This is a genomic window from Paenarthrobacter sp. NPDC057981 (assembly GCF_042886835.1).
Classification (GTDB): domain Bacteria; phylum Actinomycetota; class Actinomycetes; order Actinomycetales; family Micrococcaceae; genus Arthrobacter.
Map to the genome: position 1 here is coordinate 33,086 of NZ_JBHVQI010000009.1, position 20,417 is coordinate 53,502.

Genomic DNA, 20,417 nt, shown 5'->3' on the forward strand with positions numbered 1-20,417 from the left:
CTCAGACACCAGACCACGGGATGAATGAACTCAGGTCGCTGATCTGGCGAACTGTTCCTCCGCCTGCTGCGGGCATGTCCAGTTTCCAGTCACCGTCTTCCCAGAGCAGCGATGTGGAGAGTGCACCGTATCCCCCAACATCGGTTTTGAAAGCCAACTCCACGACTGCAGCTGTTGGTGTGTATGAGTGGACTGCGAAGCCAGCAATTTGCAGCTTGGGAGAGCTTCCGCCCCCAACTTCCTTGCCTTCATTTATCGCTTTGACGGCCTTGTCCCGAGTGGGGCTATCGGCTGAGAGCTCCAGATAGACCTGCTTCGCGGAAGCGTTGAACAAGGCAGCCCAGATGTTCGCCGTAGCGTAGAGGGCCCCTGTAGGGGACTGCGCAAAGCACGACCTCAGACCGTCCTTGCCTACAGTTCCTGGACCGGCAGCTGATGGATCGGTCGGGACTGCCATGGTTCCCACCAACTCCCACTTGGATTTTGGCGCTGTCCCCAGTGCTGTTTCCTTGCTGGCAGGCAGTCCGCACACGCTCTTGTCTGCCGCAGCTGACGCGCTAGGCGTGGCTGCGGCAGCGCTGGATGAGTTAGCAGGCGTTGGTTGGGCGTTTTCCTGTCCTTTGGGGAGCAGGAAGATCACGACTGCCGCCGCGATCAGCGCGACCACCAGCGCTGCAGCAATGATGAAGCCGGGTTTGGTGAACGGATTGGCCTCGGTGGTGCTCTCTGTTGACTGGCTCAAAGTGAACCTCCCGTTGTTGGTGCTGGTTTAGACGAAGGCGCGGACGATTCCGGCGGCACCGGTGATGATGATGCAGCCGAGCAGGACCCAGCCAAGCTTGGCCAGGGATTCCCCGCCTTCACCACGGCGAAGCTGGACGACCATGGTGATGCCGACGATGATCACGCCGAGAACACCCAGGACGAGGCCGATACCGGAGGCCCAGTTCAGGACGGTGAGCAGTCCGCCGGCTTCTGCGGGAACGACCGGGGTCGGGTTGGGGATGACGCTGGTTGTGATTGCAGTAATCGAGTTCATGATGCATGACCCTTCAGTGGCTGGTGCTTGGGTTGGTTTTGGTAACCAGTGCGGTTACGTCGGTAATGAATCGTTGGTATTCGCGGGCCGTTGGTGTGGGGGTGTAGTCGCCGTGCCGCCATTCCGCGACCCAGGGAAGAGTCCAGAGGCGGGGTGCTCCCCCGCCGACGATGTTCGTGAAGTCGCGGAGTGCCTTGGGTGTCTTTCCCGGTGCGTCCGCGAGGACGGCGAGGCCGATCAGGTCAACGGCGGGTGTCGCTCCTGAAACCCATTGCGTCAGGGCGCCTTGGGCTGTGGTGAGGCCGCGCATGTCAGCACGGCAGACCAGAAGTACCCGGGGCTTGGTGCCGTTTTGCAGGACAGGCCAGCAGTGCCCGGTGGGGCGTGCCCCGTCCATCAGGTCAGCGGTGCGGCTTTCGCCCGCTCCCCCGTGGCTACCGACAACCCACAGAGCGGTGGTGCCGGACATGATGCGGCTGGAGAGCCGATCTGCGGTGTCTAGTTCGACCATGCCCTTGAGCGGCTTGCTGATCACGGCAGCCGGCGGGACGTGCACGTCAGGTGTTTCTCTTTCGATGCTCTCGTCCGGGGTGGTGACCCAGGGGTTCAGGGACAGTTGCATGGCTTCCTCCTTTCTTCAGTCGGCGTGGATGGGTTAGAAGCCTTTGGCGACGGCGGCCGCTGCGGCAAGCCATGCCCGCTGGGTTGCGGGCTGGAGGGCTTCGTAACGGATGGGGCCGTTGACCAGCGCCGGGTCGTAGGGAATCCGGACAACGGCACGGACAAACGGTTCAAAACCGTCTGCGATCCGCTGGGCTTCTGCCTTTGCCCGTTTGAGGGCATCGCCTGTCATACTGCGCTTGGCATCGGTGGACTCGGAGACGATGACGACGGCGTTGCGCGCCAGCTCGGCATCGTGGCCACCACGGGATTCGAGCGTTTGCAGCGTCAGCCTCGCGGCCTCTGCCCGGTCCTCGATCGCGGTGACCGGGACGACGAGCTGGTTGGTGTGGTCGATCATCCTGCGCCAGTTCGCGGCCCGTGCGGTGTTGCCGGAGTCCATGACCACCAGCCGGTAGTAGCGGGTCAGCACCTGGTGGGCGATGTCGACTTCCTCAGCCGTGACTTCGTGGTCGCCCTCTTCGTTCTCATCCGAGCGCAGCACATCGAACTTGTCAGCCGTCTGGTGATGCACGAACTTAGCGATTTCGGCTGCGTTCGTGGACGGCGAGAGCAGTTCGGTGGAGGAATCAATCAAGTCCAGCACGCTGCGGTTATGCGCACCCTTTTCCGTGCGCCAGCCCAAGGTGCCCTGGGATTCGTTGTTGTCCCACGCAACGGTGGCCGCTCCGCTGTAGCGGGCCAGGATGGCAGAGAGCATCACAACCGTGGGGGTCTTGTTCGCCCCGCCCTTGCGGTTGACTACGGCGATGGTCCTGGGCCCGGGCCAGTGCTGGCTCACAGTGCGGATATCTTCGCGTTCGGACAGCTCCTCCTGTGAGGGGTCCATGCGGAACCCCAGGCGGGTGAGTGTCCCGCGCCAGCCCTGGGTGGCCGGTTCCAGCACCGGGGCGCTGACCAGGAACGAGGTTTCCTTCAAGCTGCGCCGCGTTGCCGGTGCCTCCGGCCCGGTCACAGCTGCCTGCGGTTCCTCAGCATCGATGATCCGCGGCGTGGTTGAGCTGCCAAGTCCAGAGCTGACCTGGATGTCTGTCGTTACGTCAGCCTCTACAGGAGTGGGCGGCCAAGGCTGGCGCTCCACTGCGGCCGCCGTTTCTTCGACTGTCACAGGCTGCGCGGGAATGGCTACCGGCTCAGAAGCCGCTACGGGGACGGTTTCAATGACAGCCGGGGCTGCGGTCTCGGGCGTGGTTGCCGGGGCCTGCGCACGGCGGCGGACCGGGAGCGGTTCGTAGGAGACGGATTCGATCTTGTTGTCCGGGTGCACGATCAGTTCGCCGTGTCCTTCGGGGTCCTCGATCTGGACCCGTACCGGTCGGTTCAGCGTCTTCGCTTCGCCCACAACGACGGTGAGGGCGTTGTTGCGGAGCTCCTGCAGGGTGTCCCCGTCGGGGACGAGGCGGGAGTTACCGGCGACGACGACTTCCGCGGTTCCGTTGTCGCGGACGATGGCCCTGATGTTGGGAAAGGCCAGGACCTCAGTTGATGCAGTACTCATGAACTTCTTCCTTTACGTGTCTTTGAAGTGAGGATGATCGGCGTCTAGGGCGCTGGTGGAGTCAGCCGGTTGACCTTCCACGGGGCGTCCTTGCCTGTGCGGAGCAGCTGCAGCGTGTAGGTCCCGACGTTAGTAGGGACAGCGGCGGTGACGCCGTAGCCGTTAGATTCATCGACGATCAACGTGGCCGTTCCAGTGACGCGGCTGACCGGGATGTTGGCCGGGTCCACCGCTGAGTAGTCGGCGGTGGCCTGCGGCGTAAGCCAACGGGCAAGATCATTGGCCCACTGCTGGTCCCCCACCGTTGGGCGGGCGAAGTCGGTCATGGCCTTCTGCGCGACGTCCACGGCCTGATCCTTGCTGGCTTGGTCCCAGGCGATGCCAATCGTGGGAGGGACAGTCCCGCCCGGTGCTTGCGGACCGCTGTCCGCACTGAGGGAGACCGGAGCGGACGGCGTTGCCGTTGCTTCCGTGGGTGCCGGTGTGGTGTTCGACGCTGGTGCACATCCGGCGCACAGCAGAGTCGCCGCTGCAATGAGGGCCAGGGGCTTTTTCACTTCTTCTCCTCTTGGTTGGGCAGGTACAGGAACGCGGACGGGACACTGCTTTTGACGGTGCGGGTGTAGTAGTTGTGGTCATCCGGTGGAGGGTTGCCGTTGTAGCCTTCTTCGACGTAGGTCCCGTCGGCTTTGACTTCCTTGACCACGGCGACGTGACCGAACGTCGGGTCCGATCCGCCCACTCCGGGTGCGTACCAGACGACAGCGCCGACCCTGGGTGTCTTCCCGGAGGGCCAGCCCCTGGCGTCCCAGCCGGCCTTCCACGTCACCGCGGAGCCAAGGCCCTGCCCGTCCGGGCGGAAGTTGCCGTTGAGGAACTTGAACGGCGCGCTGGTGGACCCCATCTGTTGGTTGACCCGCCACAGGGCGAAGTCCACGCATTCGCGGTAGAACATGCCCAACGGCGACGCCGCAGCTGATCCTGCTCCGACCTGCAGCCAAGTCGGAGAGTCTTTCCACGGGTAGTCATCCCCCGCGCCGGACTTGCCCGGGATCCCGCAGTTGCCGCCTTCGACGGAGAACTTTCCGTCGGAGAGCGCCTGGACGATCTTCACGGCATCTGGCCAGTACTTCTGGTAGTGGTACGGGTCAGCGTTGCGCTGGACCTTGTTCCCGGCAATGGTCGGCTCCAACAGCTCCCAGCCCGGTACAGCCTGCAGTGCCTTGATGAAGTTAGTGGCACTGATGCTCGGGTCCATCCGGTCCGTGTACGAGCCCCACGCGCCGTTGTCGCGCTGCTGGAACAAACCACGGGAATCAGGGCCGGGTCCGTCGCCGTAGTCCAACACGCGCAGACCGGACTCCCCCAGGGCCACCATGATGCTGATGGTCTGACCCTTCACGGAGAGATTCAGTGCCTTACCGGCTCCCACGACAGCGGCAGCGTTCTTCAACTGCTCAGCGGAATACCCCTCAACCCTCGTTGCGCCATCCACAACAATGGCGACCGGGCCGCAATCAGCTGCAGCAGGATTCGCGGGTGCCAGCAGCAGGACGGATGAGAAGAGCAGCCCCAAGAACAGGCTTGGGACGGCAATGAGAGCCAGGAGGCCCAGCGACTTACGCCGCATCAGGGGCTCCAGCCGCAGCCATCCAGAGACGGAAGTGCTCCAGGCCGTCCTCGTCGTGTGCAAACAGCAAAGCATTCACGGTCCACACTGCACCGAACGTGTTCTTCACAATCCATCCCCCTGGGTACTGCTTCCATATCTACTGCCCCCAGCTGCACTAGTAGTGCCTGTCAAACTGCCCAGTTGGGATGCCGTGGCCGGGCTCGTATTTCTTGTTCTCGTAAAGGAACCTGGGCGCGCTTACGATTCACTGGCATCTCTACAGCTAGGCCGTCGAACGGGTGCCTGGGATCTAGCAAGTAAACAGTGGGCCGCATAACGCCTCCTTAGTGGTGAGGGACGGAGATGAATGTGGGTGAATAGCTCCAGATTAGCGAATAGTTTAACTAACCGCTAACCTGTTGAGGTCTCTTGGGCGGGGATGCGGCAAAATATGAACCATGCCCCGCTACTCCCGCCCTAAAATCCCGTCCAGTACAGAGCGGGCAATTAGCGTGTTCAGCAACTCAACAAAAGTGGCCATTGTTGGCTACCTTGCTAAATCGGGGCCGGCTACCAGGGGTGAAGTGGCCAAGGGGCTGGAAATTGGGGTCCCGACGGCGCAGAACAACCTGGTGCAACTGGAGGCCGAGGGGGTACTAATGGCGGATCCGCCGGCCTCAGAAGAGCGGAATGGCCAGCGAGTCAGGTACACCGTCGACGCCGATGAGGTGGCCCGACGCTACTCCATCCTGGGTCGGGCACTTGGCCTCGACGAAGACCAGCCTGAGGACTAGCCGCGCGAGCGAATCCCAACCACAGGCAAGGCATCCGCTCGCGCGAGAGTGCCGCCCCCTGACCGCTGGGTGAGGGTAAATCAAATTGCTGGATCGTAGGCACGCCAATAGCCTACCTTGAGCATGCTCAAGATAAAAAAAGCATGCTCAACATGAGCGTGCCGGGAGTGTTCTAGTCGTCTTCGTCCAGGATTCTGGCTATCGCTTGGAACTTCTCAGGTGAGACGCCCTTGAGGCTACGGGCAGCGAATTTCTTCACTCTCTTCTCGCGGAGCGTCTTTAGCGACTTGAGCTGCTTTTCGATGCGTTCGGGAATCTCGGTTTCGAAGTCGTTGAGGTACGCGGGGTTTACCCCGAAGAAGTTGGCCAAGGCCGTGAGCAGTCGTTCATCCGTCACAGTGGCTCCGGTGCCGTCACGCATGTACAGCCAGCGCGAGCGAGACAGAGTCACGCCTTGCTCTTGCAGGCCTCGCCGGATGTCTTCAAACTCGTAGGGCTCTCCCCCACTGGCCACCATCACGTCGAGCAGGAGATTCAGCCGCTCCGACAGGGTCTGACGCCAGGCGTCCCGCGCTTCGTTGAGGTTTGGCGCCACTGTTATGCTCCGAGCAACGACAGGCTAAGCAGGTATGCGAGCCATGCGACGACTCCAATGGCGCTTCCCCAGAGCGACTGGGCAACGTGCTGGCGCTTCAAGGCTGCTCGTGACCAGATAAGGGCCGGCAGCACAATCAAAGCCGCGAACCACAGTGGAGACAGCGATGTTCCGAGGCCCAGCACGATGCCGGTGAAGATGGCGGTGTGCACAGAAACGTTCCACCGTGACCGGCCCAGGGCGATGAGCGTTGCTCCGACGAAGAAGGCGATGCCGTTGGCGATGAGCAGCGCAGGGGCTCCCAACAGGGCCGTCACGATCAGGCCAAGGCCAAGCACGCCCGCGCAAGCCATGAAGCTCCTCGTCTTCCTGCGCTCTTCAGGCCAGCCCAAGGACTTGCCGATCCGCGGAAAGACCAATACGCCAAGTAGGATCACGACTGCCAATGCCGCCAGGGTGGCGACGAGGGCGGGAACGGATCCTGGAGCGCTGATGGCCGTTGCAACCGCTGCCACCAGGAGCAAGACCGCAGGGTGGAGAATCCGGCTAACGGCTTCTGCCGCGCGTCCTGGGCTGGTTTGCTGGTCAAGCATGTGTGTTAACTTCCATCGTTCGAATTGTCGCCAGTTCGGCTTCAGAGAGTCTACCTTCTAGGGTTGCATCCGATTCAAAACAGTCACGTATTTCGACGCCCCTTCGATGCCTTCGCATGGCGGGGTCCCGGCTCATGATTTCCATCAACCGGCCGCGGTACGGCCAGATGACGTACCGGTCAATTTCCGGTTGCAGCTTGGCCCACACCGGGCAGAGGTTCCAGAGCTCCCGCCGGGCGATGAAGTCCTTCCTGGCGGAGCCCAGCCACCGGGGAAACGTGGGGATCCCGATGGCCAAAGCGAAAACAATGGCGGCGCTGGCTGTGAAGATCCGTTCCAGCGTTCCGAGGATGTCGGGTGGGGATCCAACCAGGTCGGTCAAGGTGATTGTGGCGTGGATCAGCGCGACGGCTAGGGCAAAGCCGGACCCAAGGGCTACGAATGCCAGCGACCGACGCCGGCGCAAAGACTTGAGACGCGGTCTGTAGCGCAAACTCAGGCGCATCGCGGAAAAGGCCACTGTGGCAAGGTGCGCAAGCATCAGAAGGCTATAGGTGGCGACCAGCGGATTGCTTTCGTATTGCCGCATACCCGAACTGCTAAACGACGGAGCTGCCAGGATGAACAGCATCACTTGGCCGCCATAGCTGGCCGCTGCTATGACGCAAGCAAAAATGACGGGACGCTTTAGTTGCGAAGGGGCCATGGCCCGCCAGATGCCTATATGCATCGAGAGCAGGGTCGCCGTCAGGAAAGCCCGCTGGGCCAAGGCAAGGTAGTTCACACCTCCCAGGGCTGCGTCCACGGCATAAAAAATCGGCTCGACAAGAAAGATGGCGGTGAGCGAGCCAAAGAAGCTGCCGTAGATCCACGAACCATGCATCCGGCGACCCCGGGAAACATACATCGCCACGGACGACAGCAGAAGAACGACGGCGGCAATAATCAGGACAACACCAGCGAGGGTCAACCGATTACGTCTCCAAAGCCCAAAATCTCTTCTTCCCTCTTTCCGGAGCGGATTTGGGCATAGAGGTGGTCCGCCAGCAGCTCCGCCTCTGCTTCGATCCCGGTCCGGAGCTTGGTGTGCCTCCATCCATGGAGCACCTTCCGCGGGTCTAGATCCGGGAACACGACAGCCAATTCCTCCCCCGTGAGAGGCTCAGGATCATGTTGAAGCAGAACGTGCGAGATCTCGTGCAGGATGTTCATTTCGCCGGCGAATTCTGATCGGTCGCCCACATGAAATAGACGGTTTACGTCCTCGCCCTCATGCCAAAAACCTGACATGTCCACATCCAGCAGGTCATCCCTCCGCGAGAGCTGGATGGGCCTCCCCGTAACCAGTTCAACAAACCGCAGGAGCTTGTCCAGGCTTAGAGGCGACGGCAGTTCCAGGATCCGGGTGAAAGCGGATACTCTGCGGGCTGCTCGACGCCTATCAAGCGCAGAGGAAGCGAACTTCCCGAGGGGGCCAAGGAGCCGCTCTGCAAACTGACTGGATGATGCAATAGGATTTAGCTTGAGCATGCTTAACTCTTAACAATCATGATCAACTTAGTATAGAAAAGAGAGAAGTACATATGTCACATCCTAACTACGGCAAAAGCAGGCTGGACTGACGCGTATGGTTTGCCAGCTTTTCGAGCTAGCAGAGTTGCCACCACGCGCCTCACGCCTCACATGAAAGGCAATGAGGCATGCATTGCTAGCATCAGCGATCGTCGGCGACCGCGGTTTAGTCACAGTCACGCGCTCCGTCGTATGGACGATGGCGGCGGCACGCCCAATGCGGGTCCGCATCCCAAGCTGTCCATCATCGGGCACGCCGACGCTCTGGCGTCATGGCAAACCTCCATGCAAGGGCTCCGCCACTAACCTCTGTTTCTGTTTCAACACGCCGGAGGGTGTTTCTGTTTCAATGCCACTGCCTGGAGGCGCGCGATGGTAGTTTCAGTTTCAGAGAAGGCCGGTTGTACAGCAGCCGCCAACTTAGGGCCAGGTGGCACTTGGTTCGACCAATCTATTGAAGTAGCGGCGGCTTCCGCGGCCGAGTTCAAAGGACAGGGATGATGGCTCCAGTTACACGTACAGGCAGACGCTCCAAAGGCGACCGCAAATTCGTCGGATTCCGCATCGCAACTCCCAAAGCGGATGCAATGGACCAGATTGCAAAGGCAGAGGGTTACCAGTATGTAAGCGACTGGCTGTCCGATTTGGTTGAGGAACGCCTGGCCAATACCAAGCTGCACGCAGTTCCCCAGCAGGAGGAGTTCCCGCTAGGGCGCTTAGCCTCATAACGAGGAAGGCCCGCACTAGGCGGGCCTTCGAAGCTAGTGATTTACATTCTGGATTGCTTCCCGGCGCTCAGATTGTAAATCGTGAAGGTTGATCCTTTCAGATCCACCTTTGTCTTGCTATGAAACCGGTCTTGGCGGGCCGGTCCTTTGTTGTCCCTCTGACAGGACCTCCTCGAAAGGATTGTTCTCATCGTACAACAGCACGCTCGCGTGCTGCCAGCAGGCAAACCTGCTGGCGTGTCCCGCGACCATTCCCTGGCCTCCGAAGCCGCCCAAGCGTGGGCCGCGCTTGCGCCTCTTCTCGCAGGTCAACCCCGTATTCGGCTGTCCCGAGACGGCGGTAAGACCTATCCCCAAAAGCACGAACGCGCGCTGACTGAGACGCTCCCCACTTTTCCTGCGGCGGTCCGGATCTTCGGAAAAGACGGCACCTGCTCGGCCATCTTCCTTGACTTCGACTCCTCTATTGCAGGAATCGACTGGGTGGAAGCGGATGTGAAGTCCCTCCAATCGTGGCTTCACAACTGTGGCGCCCGGTGGATTGAAGATCACTCCCCCAATGGTGGGCGGCATGTATACATACCCCTGGAGACAAAGGTTTCCTTTTCCGAGGCCCGTGACGTTGTCGAGGCACTTGGCACGCGATACCGGACATTGGATAAATCACCACACCAAAACCTTCTCCACGGGTGCATGCGCACACCAGGATCACCCCACAAACGTGGCGGACACCAAGAGCTCGCCATGAGCCTGAGCATGGCGTACGACGTTGCCCGACGCCCAAACAAAGTTCGGGTCTGGGACGCAATACGCCAAGACTTGAGCGCTGAAATCGCCAGCGTACGAGCGCTGAGACTGGAACAGCCGCTTCCCTCTGATGACGTAACCCTAGAGACACCGCAGATGATCGGGCGGATGTCCAGGGCAATGCATCAGATGGCACTGTCGGGCCTGTACGACGCCAAACGTTACGCCTCGGACTCAGAAGCCCGTCAGGCTGTCCTCACCGCGGCGGCCGCCGCGGGAATGAAACTCGTAGATGTACAACGACGAGTCCTTCAAGGTGTCTGGCCCGGACTCGCATCGTTCTACGCCCGATACGCCTCCCATCACAGGCATCCCTCCCTGAAACGGGACTGGAACAAGGCGGTCGACTACCTACGAAAAAACGAAGGTTTAAGGACAGGGAATTTCAATGCCCGTAAATCCCCCACAAGCCAGCCAGATACACAGCCCCTACTAGGGACATCCTCGAACTTGGATCCGGCCAGCGAACACCGATACTTGCGCTCCTGGAGAAACGCCTTGTCACTGAGGGAGCCGGCCTATGCTAGTTCCCGGACGGGTCTGGCACGTCGGATGGTTCTAAGAGCATTGGGGGCGGCTGCTCATATGACAGGGTCTCGCTTTGTTGAGTTTGGTGACCGGTCGATCGCAGTGGCGACAGGATTGGATCACACAACTGTTGGCTCGCACCTGCGTGCCTTGCGAGCTGAGAATGATCCTCTGGTGACGCTGGTAGAACGTGGTCGGGGGACCAAAGGTGATCTCTACATGTTGACGATCCCGGAAGGACTTCGTGCAGCAGCCGAGGATCTAACCTGGCGAAAGGGCAAGATTCACTCGCTCAGGCCGGTCTTCAGGGAGCTAGGTTTGCCGGCAGCGTTCGTTTACGAAGCCTTGGAGAGCACGCCAGGGCTTACAACGACGGAATTGATCGCTCAGACAAAGCTATCCAGAACCGCAGTGAGCGAAAGCCTTGAGATTCTTGCCGCTTGGAACCTGGTCTCCAGGAACGGCTCCCGATCCTGGATGATCGTTGCCGCGACCTCTCTCCAAGAGCTTGCAGAATGCTTTGGTGTGCTGGAAGCAGTAGCAGCTCAACTCCAGAGGTATCGCATTGAACGGATTGTGTGGCGGGAGTGGCTCTCAAAGAACGTGAACACAGTAGCGGAACTCCTGTCCCCCACAGAGGATTACCCATGGGAAGCTTACGAAGGACCACCAGATGATTGGACGCTAGCTGATATAGCCTTCACTTGGAGCCAGTGAAACGGGTATCGGCTGTTGGCTGCTGGGAACTACGGCACCTCGTAAGACCTCCGAGGTCGTCAAGTTTCATGCTCTAAATGCATTACAGGTCCATTCGGAATGCATACTAAGGTCGTCTGTTCGAGCTTGCGGAGGGGCCGCGAACTTTTCTGATGTAAAGATAAGGTCGACGTTAAGCGCCAGGTACTCCTGCCCATGGGTGACCCTGCCGCGGCTACCTATGAGGGCATTCAGCTGAGCAGCCACTCCCCACGGCGCCTGATGTTGTGCGCCGGAGTAGAAACCCACGCCATTCGCCCCGTGCTCCGTGCCCTGGGCGACACCGCAGCCCTCGTCTACGAAGCTTTGAACGAGACCGGCACTCCCCCACCACCGCCGAGATCGTCCGTGTCAGCGGTGTCAACCGCAATGCCAGTTCGACGGCTCTAGCCGAAATAGAAACTCTCGGCCTGATCCAACGCCACAACCGCACCTGGTAGACCACTACAGCGAACTTGTGTGTGCTACTTGCCAGGTAGGGTGTCCTTGATGATTACCTTGAACAAATCATTCGGAACCGCCGTGAAGGTGGTTTCTGGCATGCCTACTTCACCCGGTTCCTGACAACACACCTCGACCAGGCCGACTTCTACGACCGGGAACCTACGAAGCCGTGGACATAGCTGGGTCATCCTGAGAGCTAAAACTGGAATTCTGAAGCTCTGGGATAAATCCGTAGGCAGCTGCTCATTGGGGACTAAGTAGTGCCCTTCCACCGTTCGTGGGCTGACTGTTTGCTGACTCCTAAGGTGGCTCCGATGGTCGCCCAGGAGACCCCCGCAGACCGTGCGGAATGTACTCCCCTAGCAATGCGCTCCTCTGCGACCTTGTACTCACGAAGGGCGGCCTTTAGCTCGGAAATTGCAGCAGCGGGTTGCGCATGGGTTAACCATTCGAGTTGCATGTCTTTTTCAACTGCTACTGATGGCACTGCCACTCCTAGAAAGGGTACAAACGCCAAATGCTTCTCGCGCATTTCCTCTGATGCAGTTAAGACTCGCTTCCAGAAGGGACCGGTCCAGCCGCACGCGCAGAACGAGCGCCAACCAATAACTTTGTCGTCGGGGACAAGCTCACGCCCTGTGTTGACTGGGTGCCTTGTAAAGCTTCCTGAGACACCTTCGACTGAAACGCTACCGGTTCTGACGTCGTTGGTTATCCGACCGTCTGGCGCAACTGCAGCAGGCCATCCTTCGTGGACCCCATCTTGCATGTCCCAATTCATGCTACCTATCTACTTCCTTGTGAGGTTGTCTCTGGACTTGCCAGGTTTGCGGCCCAAGTGTGTCAGGAAATCCTGACGAACGAAAAACGCATGTTAGCAAGAAAGTCCAGCCGGTGAAGTTGATGAGGTGAGGACCAACGCGATCACATTTCCAGTCGAGGTCAACAGAAGCCGGCTCCTAGACATAGTGCAGGCGTCTTGGGAGCGTGGGGATAGAACGGACGTAAACTTCCCTACTCCCCTATCGAAGCAGCTTTGCACTCTGAGATCTCAGGCATTGGTCGCGAGCCCGTGGTGCCCCTAGTTTTGACGTGATATCACTATCGAAGTGATATCAAATCACTAGTCTTCTGAGATTAAAGTGGCGCCTTGCCCTTCGAATCCCCCTGGTTTCAAAGTGATATTAGTTTCAAAGTGATATCTTTTTTATAGCATTATGCGTAAACGGGGTCACAGCTGGGACTGGAGGAAGGCCAGGCGCGCATGGGCATGAAATCACTTTGATAGTACTATCAAAGTGATTTCATACTGATATCAAGTTGATAGCGCGCTAAATCCTCGATAGCTCTTTGAAAGCAGACTCATATGCTAGCACTTTCAAAGTGCTAGCATATCGCTAGTATTATGATATCACTTCGAAACTAATATCAAAATACTAGCGCCTCGGTACCAATGGTCAGCGTTCCCGATGTTGGCTTCCTTGATGAGAATTCGATCATTGGGGCTCATCTGCCCATTGCAGCCGGGCGTGGCATGGGCTTCCCAGCTGCGCGACGAAAAGAGGGTCGTGCTGGTGTCCCTGGGCGACGGCGCCATGAACTAGGGTTTCACAGCACGATCTCACTTCGAGAGCAGTATCAAAGTGATGTCAGGATGCTATCGATGTGATAGCCATCCAAGGCGTCGACAGCTCTTTGAAAGTAGACTCATTTGCTGGCACTTTAAAAGTGCTAGCGGACGGATAGTGCTTTGATATCACTTTGAAACTGATATCAAAGCACTAGCGTGTCGGTACCACTTTGATAGTTTTCCCGATGTAGCGTTGCTCTCATGATCATCGTGGTTGGAAGTGAAAAGGGTGGCGTGGGCAAGTCCACGGTTGTCACCAACATGGCCGTCGAGCTCTCGAAGCGTGGGATGCGCGTGTCAGTGGTAGATGGGGATCGCCAGCGGTCGACCGCGCGTTGGGCAGTGGATCGCGAGGAGGCGGGCCATGAACCGCGCATCTTTGTCGTTGAAAAGTTGGGTAGCTTGCACGAGACTCTGCGTGAGCTCGATAAGAGTTACGACATCGTCCTCGTCGACGTGGCAGGCAAGGACAGCAAGGAAATGCGCACGGCTATGACGGCCGCGCATCAACTCCTAATCCTGACTCAATCTAGTCAGTTTGACCTGGACACTCTGGTCACCGTCGATCAGCTCATCGAGACTGCACGTGATTTCAACCCAACGCTGCGGGTCCGTGGCGCTTTAACCCGGGTGTCGACCAACGCTTTCGAATCGGAAAGTGCAGACGCCAGAGAGTATCTCGCTGACTATCCGAGCATCGAACCTCTGCAAACCGTCCTGTACGAACGCAAGGCTTATCGAGACGTAGTGGGGGAGGGCCTTGGTGTTGTCGAATGGAAAAATCCTAAGGCGGCGCGAGAGATTCGTGGTCTGGTGGAGGAGTTGATCGGCTAATGGCACTCAAGAAACGCTCAGCATCCGAGAGGGCTCGGGATGAGGCCATCGAGGCCTTTGGCAATGCTGCCGAACCTCAATTGATAGCGCCGGTTGCTAGAGATGAACGAACCTCACCTGTCAGGCCTAGATTTACGCCGGAACTTAGCGACCTCAGGGACAAGGAGCGTCCAAAGACTATGCTGCTCCGGTTTGACAACGACCTGGATCTAGTCGAGCTGCTGTCTGAAGTGGCCACCCTGGAGGGACGAAAGAAACATCCCATGGCTTTGCGGGCACTCCGGATTGGGCTGGAACAGGTCAGGGAGAGCTACGAATAAGCTTCAAGAACACTAGCTGATTGATATTAGTTAGATATCTTCCTTGGGATCACTGTCTGAGAGGATTTGTGGAAGAGCGATCGATGACTTGAAAAGGCCACAGCCCTTGGGGTCGGCCGAATCTCGGTGAGTAGTGGCGGAGCGTTGGCGAGTAAGCCAATAATGAGGCTCCCATGGGAGACGAGGCCTTGCTAGGCCATCCCGCTAGGAAGGACTCCATAACTGGGGAGGAGTTGGGGCTTCGAGGGTGAATGACGTACGGAAGGGGATCCCTGAGCGTGCGTCAACACATAGAGTCGCTCAAGATAGTCCTCCGTCTGCATTATGCGTTGAATTTGAGGGGCTCTAGCGAGTTGCCAAGGGACTGAACGGGGATGGGGATGTCGGATCCGACCGGACCTGTGTGACTTGCAAACATCGGGAGCTTCTGTGAGGCTGACCTCGTCGTGGGGGCGACGTGATCCCCACGGGCATTCCAAACCTTTGGGGGAACTTTGAATACTCGTATGGTCAGTCCTTGCCGCCAGCAGCCTATTGCTGCTCGCAGCGACGTTCATCAACCCGGCAAGTCCGGCTAGTGCCGCCGCCGCTCTATCAGCCGGCATGGCAGTTGTTGGGTTCAGCGCGCTGACGCCCGCGATGCTGCTACAAGATGCCACCACGGTCATTGATGAGATGGCTGAGTTGCATGGAGCCATCCGCACCATTCTTCTATCCTGAGCCGCCGTCTACTTAAACGTTGCTGGATTCGCAGGGCCAACCAGCACTTCCCCCAATGAGGCTCAAATCGCCCGTTAGAGGATCCTCAACCGCGCAAGCTCAAGGCTCACGACCTTGGTTCAGTGCCATTCGTGATTGATGTCCAGGAAGGTTCCGTCACCTGCCCGTAGACGTAAACCAAATTGGCAATATACGTGTGGCGTTGCCTGGACCCTTATTGGTACTTCGCCGCCTCCTTTGTCTGTCATCAAGTAGAGTCCTGTTGCTGGCAGGATGAGGTCGCGTTGCCACCTCCACGGCCCCCACTTCAGGCGTACGTGGTGCACACCCTCCTCTTCTTGAGGCGTCGGTTTTAGCCTTATCCATACCGGTCCGCTGTAGTCCAAGGGCCACGAATAGCAATGCTCTTCGGATGGCCAGTCATCATCCCAAGGTGACCATGCGTGCTTCGACAGGCCAACAACCGACAGCGAGATCCAGGACTGACATTCGTAGACCTGATCAAGCATGTTGGCGGCAGCTCGAGACGGCCTTCTCTGTCCGTTCTCATACCTTGAAAGGGACGGTCTGGACACAAACTCAAGTTCTAAGCCGTACGTCTGAGGTAATTGCTTTTGCAGTAGTTCCACGTCTCGGAGGCTAAGCCCACGGCTTTCCCGCATTCTGCGCATAGCTTGGCCAAGTTCTTTAAGCGACGTAGCTAGCGGTCCTGGCCCCGTTTCTGTCATGTGGTTCCTGTCTCCGAACTGTCTCTGCTCCAAGGCTAAGGCCGAAGATGCCGGAAACTTGGAGGTGCAGTAATGAGATGTAGTTACTGCGCCTTATGGAGGTGGTAGTCGCGGCTAGAGGTGTCGAGAGGCGCCGCCACATGAAAAGGAGAGACCGTGCTCATGAAACCCAAGCCGCCTGTAAGACAAGTCATGGAAACCGTCTCGTCGGGTGGAGTCGGTACGCCAATTTTGACTCCACGCCAAGTCAGCGGGCTTCCATCGCGCTTCTCAGGACGTGTCCGCAAAGCAGCTGCCGTCTTGGCCGCTGCCGGACTGATGGCCGTAGTCAGTCTAGGAACAGCGGTGCCCTCACAGGCAAGCGGCAGTTCCTCCGGGCTCAATTCGGAGGAGGTGCTCAATTGCTCCTTCAATGCAAAGGCGTGCGTCTACGCGAACGATGCGAAGAAGTGGGCAGAATCCATCACAGAGTGGAAGTTCCCTATAGCTCAAGAGAGCAACCACAACACGCGTTCTGATGCTTTCCGTCACTGCAGCTGGTCTGCAGCCCTGTCCAACCGCGTAGGTTTTGACACCGCGTGGCAGATCCTCTCAACCCACGAAACCTCGGCAAAACGCCAACCTGAAGCAGAACTCAGGATGGACATGGCCAACAATTACACCGGTGCCAGGATAGGCCTCGAAGCTCGCAGCAAGGGTGGCAACGATCAGTGGGGTTGGATCATGAATAAGTGTGAAAAGTTGGCCCGCGCAGGCCAGCTGGAAGTTCTGCGTTAGCAGTAAACAAGCACGGTTGAGGAGATCTGCGCCTAGCGGGTCTCCTCAATTGTTTATGCCGAGAATACTGACAGCGCGATGCCCGATGAGGATCGCTATCTGCCACACTCAAAAACGACGGTTTTCAACTTCACCCCGTCAGCACTGCGTCGTCATCGGAAAGCGTGCCAGCCGAAACAGCATTAAGGAAGACCTGTGGCCTACTCGGAGTCGCCTATACAGCTGGTCGTTGCTAACAGGGTCAGGGGAGGGGAACGGTCTGCCGTGACCACGAGTTGCTCCGATCAGTCCACACGACCACTATGAACCGATCGGTCGCCGCATCGCTTTCCTCAATGTAAAACTCAGTTGAGTCGAGTCGGTTCATAATCACTGGTGCATCGAAAAGCTGGGGATTGGTCGGTCCTTCCACCGAATGCAGGACCGCGAACTCGTGCCGCAAGTTGGTGATTTTATAGTCTGTGTGCAGGGCGGACCGCTCTACGGCCCAGCCCGTGAGCTCCCTGGAAGCCCTCGCCGATTCCCGTAGGTCTTGATTCTTCGCGTTCTCGATGCTGATTGACGAAAGTCGATTTGCTTCGAGTGCTGCCGCTGCGGAGACCTGCGCGGCAGCAGCACTGTCTGCTGCATGCTTAGTCGCCTTACGAGCGACAAGGGCTTGCCAAATACTTATCCCCACCGCCACAGCCGAAATTGATAGTGCAATAAGAGCCAAGACTTCAGATGTTCCCACCGACTCAGCCTACGGTGTGCCTCGATCAACGGTTACAACTGCCTAAGCCCGAGACTTTAGTCGTTGACGCCTGGATCCGAATCCAGTGTCCTTTTGCCCCTGGGCCCTTCTGCTGCAGAAACGCTCCCACGAGCTCAGCGCGGTGGCACAGCGTCAAGAGCACTCCGGACCTAACCCGAGAGGCCATGCCGTCCTTGGTCCCAGCTCGGCTATTCAAAGCCGGTCGCCGAAGCCGACCTGGTTACTCTCGGGGATTAGGCAGCCGAAGGTAGGCCCTGGTTTAACTTGTCCAGTTGCTTCGTAAGTGCAGTTTCAATTGCATTCAGCACTGGCAACCACCTGTCAGCCCACTCCAAGTTGGCCGCCTCGTCGGCTTGCTTTCGCATGAGGTTTTGTAAATTCGATTTGTTTCGGTCCTTCACCACGAAGGGTTCGACGGCGCCGACGGCATCAACGGAGAAGGAGTCGAACCAGCCGGGATGTTGCTCGTATGCCTCGGCTAGCCAGGCATCAGGGAATAGGCCTTCCACTGCATAGCCGGTTCTGATCGAGACGTAGTGGATGTTTGGTTGGAATTGGATGTTCTTCTGGCCGAAATACTGCTGCAGATTTTGTCGGCTTCTGTGGCCCGCTTCGTCGCCGTCGAAGACTGAGACCAGAGCCCGCTCCGCGCTGATCGGTTCGAAGACGGCCTTCAGGAAACCCTCGAGTTGCTTCACACCCCCGAAATCATCAATGTAGCTCTGCCGTATTAGTGGGTAAGTCTCAACGCCACCGCATCGCTCGGCGGCCCAAACGAGCAGTTCGGCGTCAGACGGGCCCTCTCTGCCAGACGCTAGAGACATCGCTGACGAGCTCACTCGCAAGGGAGTAGCTCTGAACATCGGCGGGAGCGTCTATGACCCGCATGACCCAGTGGGCAAGCTCCTGTTTAACGTCCTGGGCATGGTAGCTGAATTCGAAGCAGACCTCATTCGTGCCCGAACGCGCGAGGGCATGGCCGTCGCGAAGGCAAAAGGTAAGCTCCGCGGCAAGAAGCCCAAGCTCTCGAAATCCCAAGAGGCTCACTTGGTCACCCTCCATCGGGCCGGAGAGCACACGACAACCGAGATCGCCGAGATATTCAAAGTCGCGCGTTCGACGGTCTACAGGGCCATCCAGCGCGGAGAGCCGATCGCGTAATCGCAGACTGCTGCGGCGAGGCACACCGAGCGCTCAGGTCAGCGCCGCAACCCAGCATGCGCGCTGCTCTAAGATTCGAATTTCCTCACTAACGGGCACAAATCGTGGTTCACAGAAAATTTTTCTGGTCAAAGTTATCCACAGGGCAAGGGGCCGTCCTCGGGCCTTAGGCTGCGATGGAGCTCAGCTCTCGACCTCACGGCAAGATGTGGTCCGTCAGGGCCTTCAGCGAGGCGCGAACGGCCATTGAGGTGTCCCAAAAAGCCCGAAATCACAGGGATGTAACTCTATATGTTGCGTAAACGCAACACATTCAAAATATTTTTGTCAAGGGGCTACGAGGCCTCTCTGCGGCCCTGAGAGGCCCCTCTGAGCCACCGCGTGCACGAGGGTGCATAGTTTTTGCCCACAGGACGAAATAGGCCGTTATAGGACGAAATAGGGCCATTTGAGAGACTCTGTCCGCAGGAGGGTGCGTCCCATGCTGTAAACTAGAGGTAGGAGTAGGGCAACAAAAAAACCCCGCTCTGAAGAACAGCTCTTTTTTGGCGAAAAGAGTAGTCCGAGCGGGGCTGATGTATTCGTTTTGACGGGCGAATATGCATCAACTCTACATCGGATCTGGGCTTCTGGCGCACATTTGTGTCCAAAACCATGCCTCGGGCGCCCGCCCCTGGCACCGATCCTTGGGGCTTAGCACCCCGGAAAGAGTTGAGGTAACCCCTTGATTCCTGTGTCTACGGCCTTTGGCCTTCCCACCCATCAACTTCCGTTTCTCGACGTGTGTGTCGATACGGACAATCCCCTCGTCTTGGACCCAAGTGCTATACGAAACAGCACTCACCCTCGGGCTACGAAGGCCCAAGAATGCCTGCGGTCCTTCTTCGTCGAAGTGCTCCGCTGCCGGGACAGCTCAGTGTCATCCGAGCTTGGCAGGGGACTCCAACTCCTGCAGGATCTTCACGAACCCAATGAGACTCGCCTGGGGCTAACAGCAGAAGGTAGCCGCGGCAAAGGATTTGGGCCTGAAATGGGCCTGCTCCTCTGGAAGGAATTGCAGAGTCCTGTCTGCCGCAGCGCTGCTCTGACCAGGTTGGAAGATCTCGCTCTGTTCGTTTCCGGAGTCGGCAAGGATCTCACTTCGGACATGACGACCCGCGTCACCTTCGGAGTGCTGGCGGAGTTCACCCAAGAAATGATGCAAACCTACCCCTCTCTGGCAGTGGGCGCGGTCGAGAAGACAGTACGCATCTGGGACACAAAAGCACTCGATTGGGTCGAGCAGGGCGTCCTCCTGCCTTACGTTGATGGCAAACAGCTGCTGTTGATTCCGGTCGAGTGGACCCGTGGAAATCTGCTCATGGCCAGCCGTTCGTTCTACAACCGGAAGGCCACCGAAACGCTTCAGGAAGAGCAAACGGTCCTCAACGGCGACGTGAAGCTCATCCCGTCGAAACGGCTTCTCAAGGAACAGAACCCGGAAGTTAAGAAACTCAATGGCTCCCAGGCGGTCACATATCTTCCGAACCGAAACCTCGTGGAGGAATTCCGAAGCGAGGTGGACAGGGACTTCACAGCAATGACCGCAGAGGAAGCTGTCCGCCGCATTTTGCGAGGCAGGCGCGGGGCGGCGTAAGCGCTCTGAATGGGCACCTTCCGCCCGAAGTCCATTAGGGCGGAAGGTGCTCAGTCACGCCGATAGTGGGAGGAGTGCCCCGAACTGGATGTCCCACGTCCAAGGAAGTGGGACACGCTGCCAGAAAGTTGGCCCTTAGAACGTGGCCATGGGATCGAACGAGTGTGACACTTTTGACACGAGATTCAGGCTTAGCCATGACCCTGCATG

At 58.4% G+C, this 20,417-nt stretch carries 19 protein-coding genes and 1 pseudogene; 8 read left to right on the forward strand and 12 right to left on the reverse strand.

All coding sequences use genetic code 11. The annotated features are described in order from the left end of the window. Position 1: 1 nt before the first annotated feature. From ACFVSI_RS10515 to ACFVSI_RS10540, 6 genes are read right to left on the reverse strand one after another with little or no spacing between them, the layout of a single operon-like run. Positions 2-742 (reverse strand): hypothetical protein, encoded by a 741-nt coding sequence (locus tag ACFVSI_RS10515; protein WP_387822876.1) that lies wholly within the window; start codon positions 740-742, stop codon positions 2-4. Positions 743-769: 27 nt separating this feature from the next. Then, positions 770-1,039 (reverse strand): hypothetical protein, encoded by a 270-nt coding sequence (locus ACFVSI_RS10520; protein WP_387822878.1) that lies wholly within the window; start codon positions 1,037-1,039, stop codon positions 770-772. Positions 1,040-1,052: 13 nt separating this feature from the next. Beyond that, entirely contained in the window at positions 1,053-1,661 is a 609-nt protein-coding gene (locus ACFVSI_RS10525) for a DUF6668 family protein (RefSeq protein ID WP_387822880.1), read from the reverse strand. Between the two features lie 33 nt (positions 1,662-1,694). Next, positions 1,695-3,218: a chromosome partitioning protein ParA gene (locus ACFVSI_RS10530; RefSeq protein WP_387822882.1), complete on the reverse strand. Its 1,524-nt coding sequence runs from the start codon at positions 3,216-3,218 to the stop codon at positions 1,695-1,697. Between the two features lie 44 nt (positions 3,219-3,262). Then, entirely contained in the window at positions 3,263-3,775 is a 513-nt protein-coding gene (locus ACFVSI_RS10535) for a hypothetical protein (protein ID WP_387822883.1), read from the reverse strand. Then, on the reverse strand, positions 3,772-4,848 hold the full coding sequence (locus tag ACFVSI_RS10540) for a CHAP domain-containing protein (protein ID WP_387822884.1): 1,077 nt from the start codon (positions 4,846-4,848) through the stop codon (positions 3,772-3,774). The genes ACFVSI_RS10535 and ACFVSI_RS10540 overlap by 4 nt, the downstream gene beginning before the upstream one ends. Before the next feature lie 440 nt (positions 4,849-5,288). On the opposite strand from ACFVSI_RS10540, the gene ACFVSI_RS10545 reads away from it, so the two are divergent. After that, the gene (locus ACFVSI_RS10545; RefSeq protein WP_387822886.1) at positions 5,289-5,624 is read left to right on the forward strand and encodes a winged helix-turn-helix domain-containing protein; all 336 of its coding nucleotides are present in this window, start codon (positions 5,289-5,291) and stop codon (positions 5,622-5,624) included. 172 nt (positions 5,625-5,796) lie between these two features. On the opposite strand, the gene ACFVSI_RS10550 is transcribed toward ACFVSI_RS10545, so the two are convergent. The 4 genes from ACFVSI_RS10550 to ACFVSI_RS10565 are packed head-to-tail and all read right to left on the reverse strand — an operon-like array spanning position 5,797 to position 8,342. Beyond that, positions 5,797-6,219 carry a hypothetical protein gene (locus tag ACFVSI_RS10550; RefSeq protein ID WP_142940352.1) on the reverse strand — a complete coding sequence of 141 codons (423 nt, stop codon included), beginning with the start codon at positions 6,217-6,219 and terminating at the stop codon, positions 5,797-5,799. A gap of 2 nt (positions 6,220-6,221) precedes the next feature. Further along, entirely contained in the window at positions 6,222-6,812 is a 591-nt protein-coding gene (locus ACFVSI_RS10555; protein WP_387822888.1) for a hypothetical protein, read from the reverse strand. After that, positions 6,805-7,782 (reverse strand): hypothetical protein, encoded by a 978-nt coding sequence (locus ACFVSI_RS10560; protein ID WP_387822889.1) that lies wholly within the window; start codon positions 7,780-7,782, stop codon positions 6,805-6,807. The genes ACFVSI_RS10555 and ACFVSI_RS10560 overlap by 8 nt, the downstream gene beginning before the upstream one ends. After that, on the reverse strand, positions 7,779-8,342 hold the full coding sequence (locus ACFVSI_RS10565) for a hypothetical protein (protein WP_387822891.1): 564 nt from the start codon (positions 8,340-8,342) through the stop codon (positions 7,779-7,781). Before ACFVSI_RS10565 ends, ACFVSI_RS10560 begins: the two co-directional genes overlap by 4 nt. Positions 8,343-9,322: 980 nt before the next feature. On the opposite strand from ACFVSI_RS10565, the gene ACFVSI_RS10570 reads away from it, so the two are divergent. From ACFVSI_RS10570 to ACFVSI_RS10585, 4 genes are all read left to right on the forward strand, one after another. Next, complete coding sequence (locus tag ACFVSI_RS10570) at positions 9,323-11,164, forward strand: MarR family transcriptional regulator (RefSeq protein WP_387822894.1); 1,842 nt, start codon at positions 9,323-9,325, stop codon at positions 11,162-11,164. Between the two features lie 2,314 nt (positions 11,165-13,478). Continuing rightward, positions 13,479-14,111, forward strand: a complete 633-nt coding sequence (locus tag ACFVSI_RS10575) for an AAA family ATPase (RefSeq protein ID WP_363933985.1) — start codon at positions 13,479-13,481, stop codon at positions 14,109-14,111. Beyond that, entirely contained in the window at positions 14,111-14,431 is a 321-nt protein-coding gene (locus ACFVSI_RS10580) for a hypothetical protein (RefSeq protein WP_387822896.1), read from the forward strand. Before ACFVSI_RS10575 ends, ACFVSI_RS10580 begins: the two co-directional genes overlap by 1 nt. Before the next feature lie 534 nt (positions 14,432-14,965). Beyond that, positions 14,966-15,151 carry a hypothetical protein gene (locus ACFVSI_RS10585; protein ID WP_387822899.1) on the forward strand — a complete coding sequence of 62 codons (186 nt, stop codon included), beginning with the start codon at positions 14,966-14,968 and terminating at the stop codon, positions 15,149-15,151. A 119-nt stretch (positions 15,152-15,270) separates the two neighbouring features. Here the strand turns inward: ACFVSI_RS10585 and ACFVSI_RS10590 are convergent, their stop codons facing one another. After that, a complete protein-coding gene (locus tag ACFVSI_RS10590) occupies positions 15,271-15,879 on the reverse strand; it encodes a helix-turn-helix domain-containing protein (protein ID WP_387822902.1) in 609 nt (202 codons plus the stop codon). A 162-nt stretch (positions 15,880-16,041) separates the two neighbouring features. Between ACFVSI_RS10590 and ACFVSI_RS10595 the strand changes: the two genes are divergently transcribed. Then, the gene (locus tag ACFVSI_RS10595; protein ID WP_387822905.1) at positions 16,042-16,656 is read left to right on the forward strand and encodes a DUF6973 domain-containing protein; all 615 of its coding nucleotides are present in this window, start codon (positions 16,042-16,044) and stop codon (positions 16,654-16,656) included. A gap of 987 nt (positions 16,657-17,643) precedes the next feature. Here the strand turns inward: ACFVSI_RS10595 and ACFVSI_RS10600 are convergent. Continuing rightward, on the reverse strand, positions 17,644-18,108 hold the full coding sequence (locus ACFVSI_RS10600) for a hypothetical protein (protein ID WP_387822907.1): 465 nt from the start codon (positions 18,106-18,108) through the stop codon (positions 17,644-17,646). A gap of 103 nt (positions 18,109-18,211) precedes the next feature. Between ACFVSI_RS10600 and ACFVSI_RS10605 the strand changes: the two are divergent. Then, positions 18,212-18,571 (forward strand): annotated as a pseudogene (locus ACFVSI_RS10605) (recombinase family protein); the annotation flags it as partial. A 1,030-nt stretch (positions 18,572-19,601) separates the two neighbouring features. Further along, the gene (locus ACFVSI_RS10610) at positions 19,602-20,207 is read left to right on the forward strand and encodes a hypothetical protein (protein WP_387822909.1); all 606 of its coding nucleotides are present in this window, start codon (positions 19,602-19,604) and stop codon (positions 20,205-20,207) included. Positions 20,208-20,417: the final 210 nt, after the last annotated feature.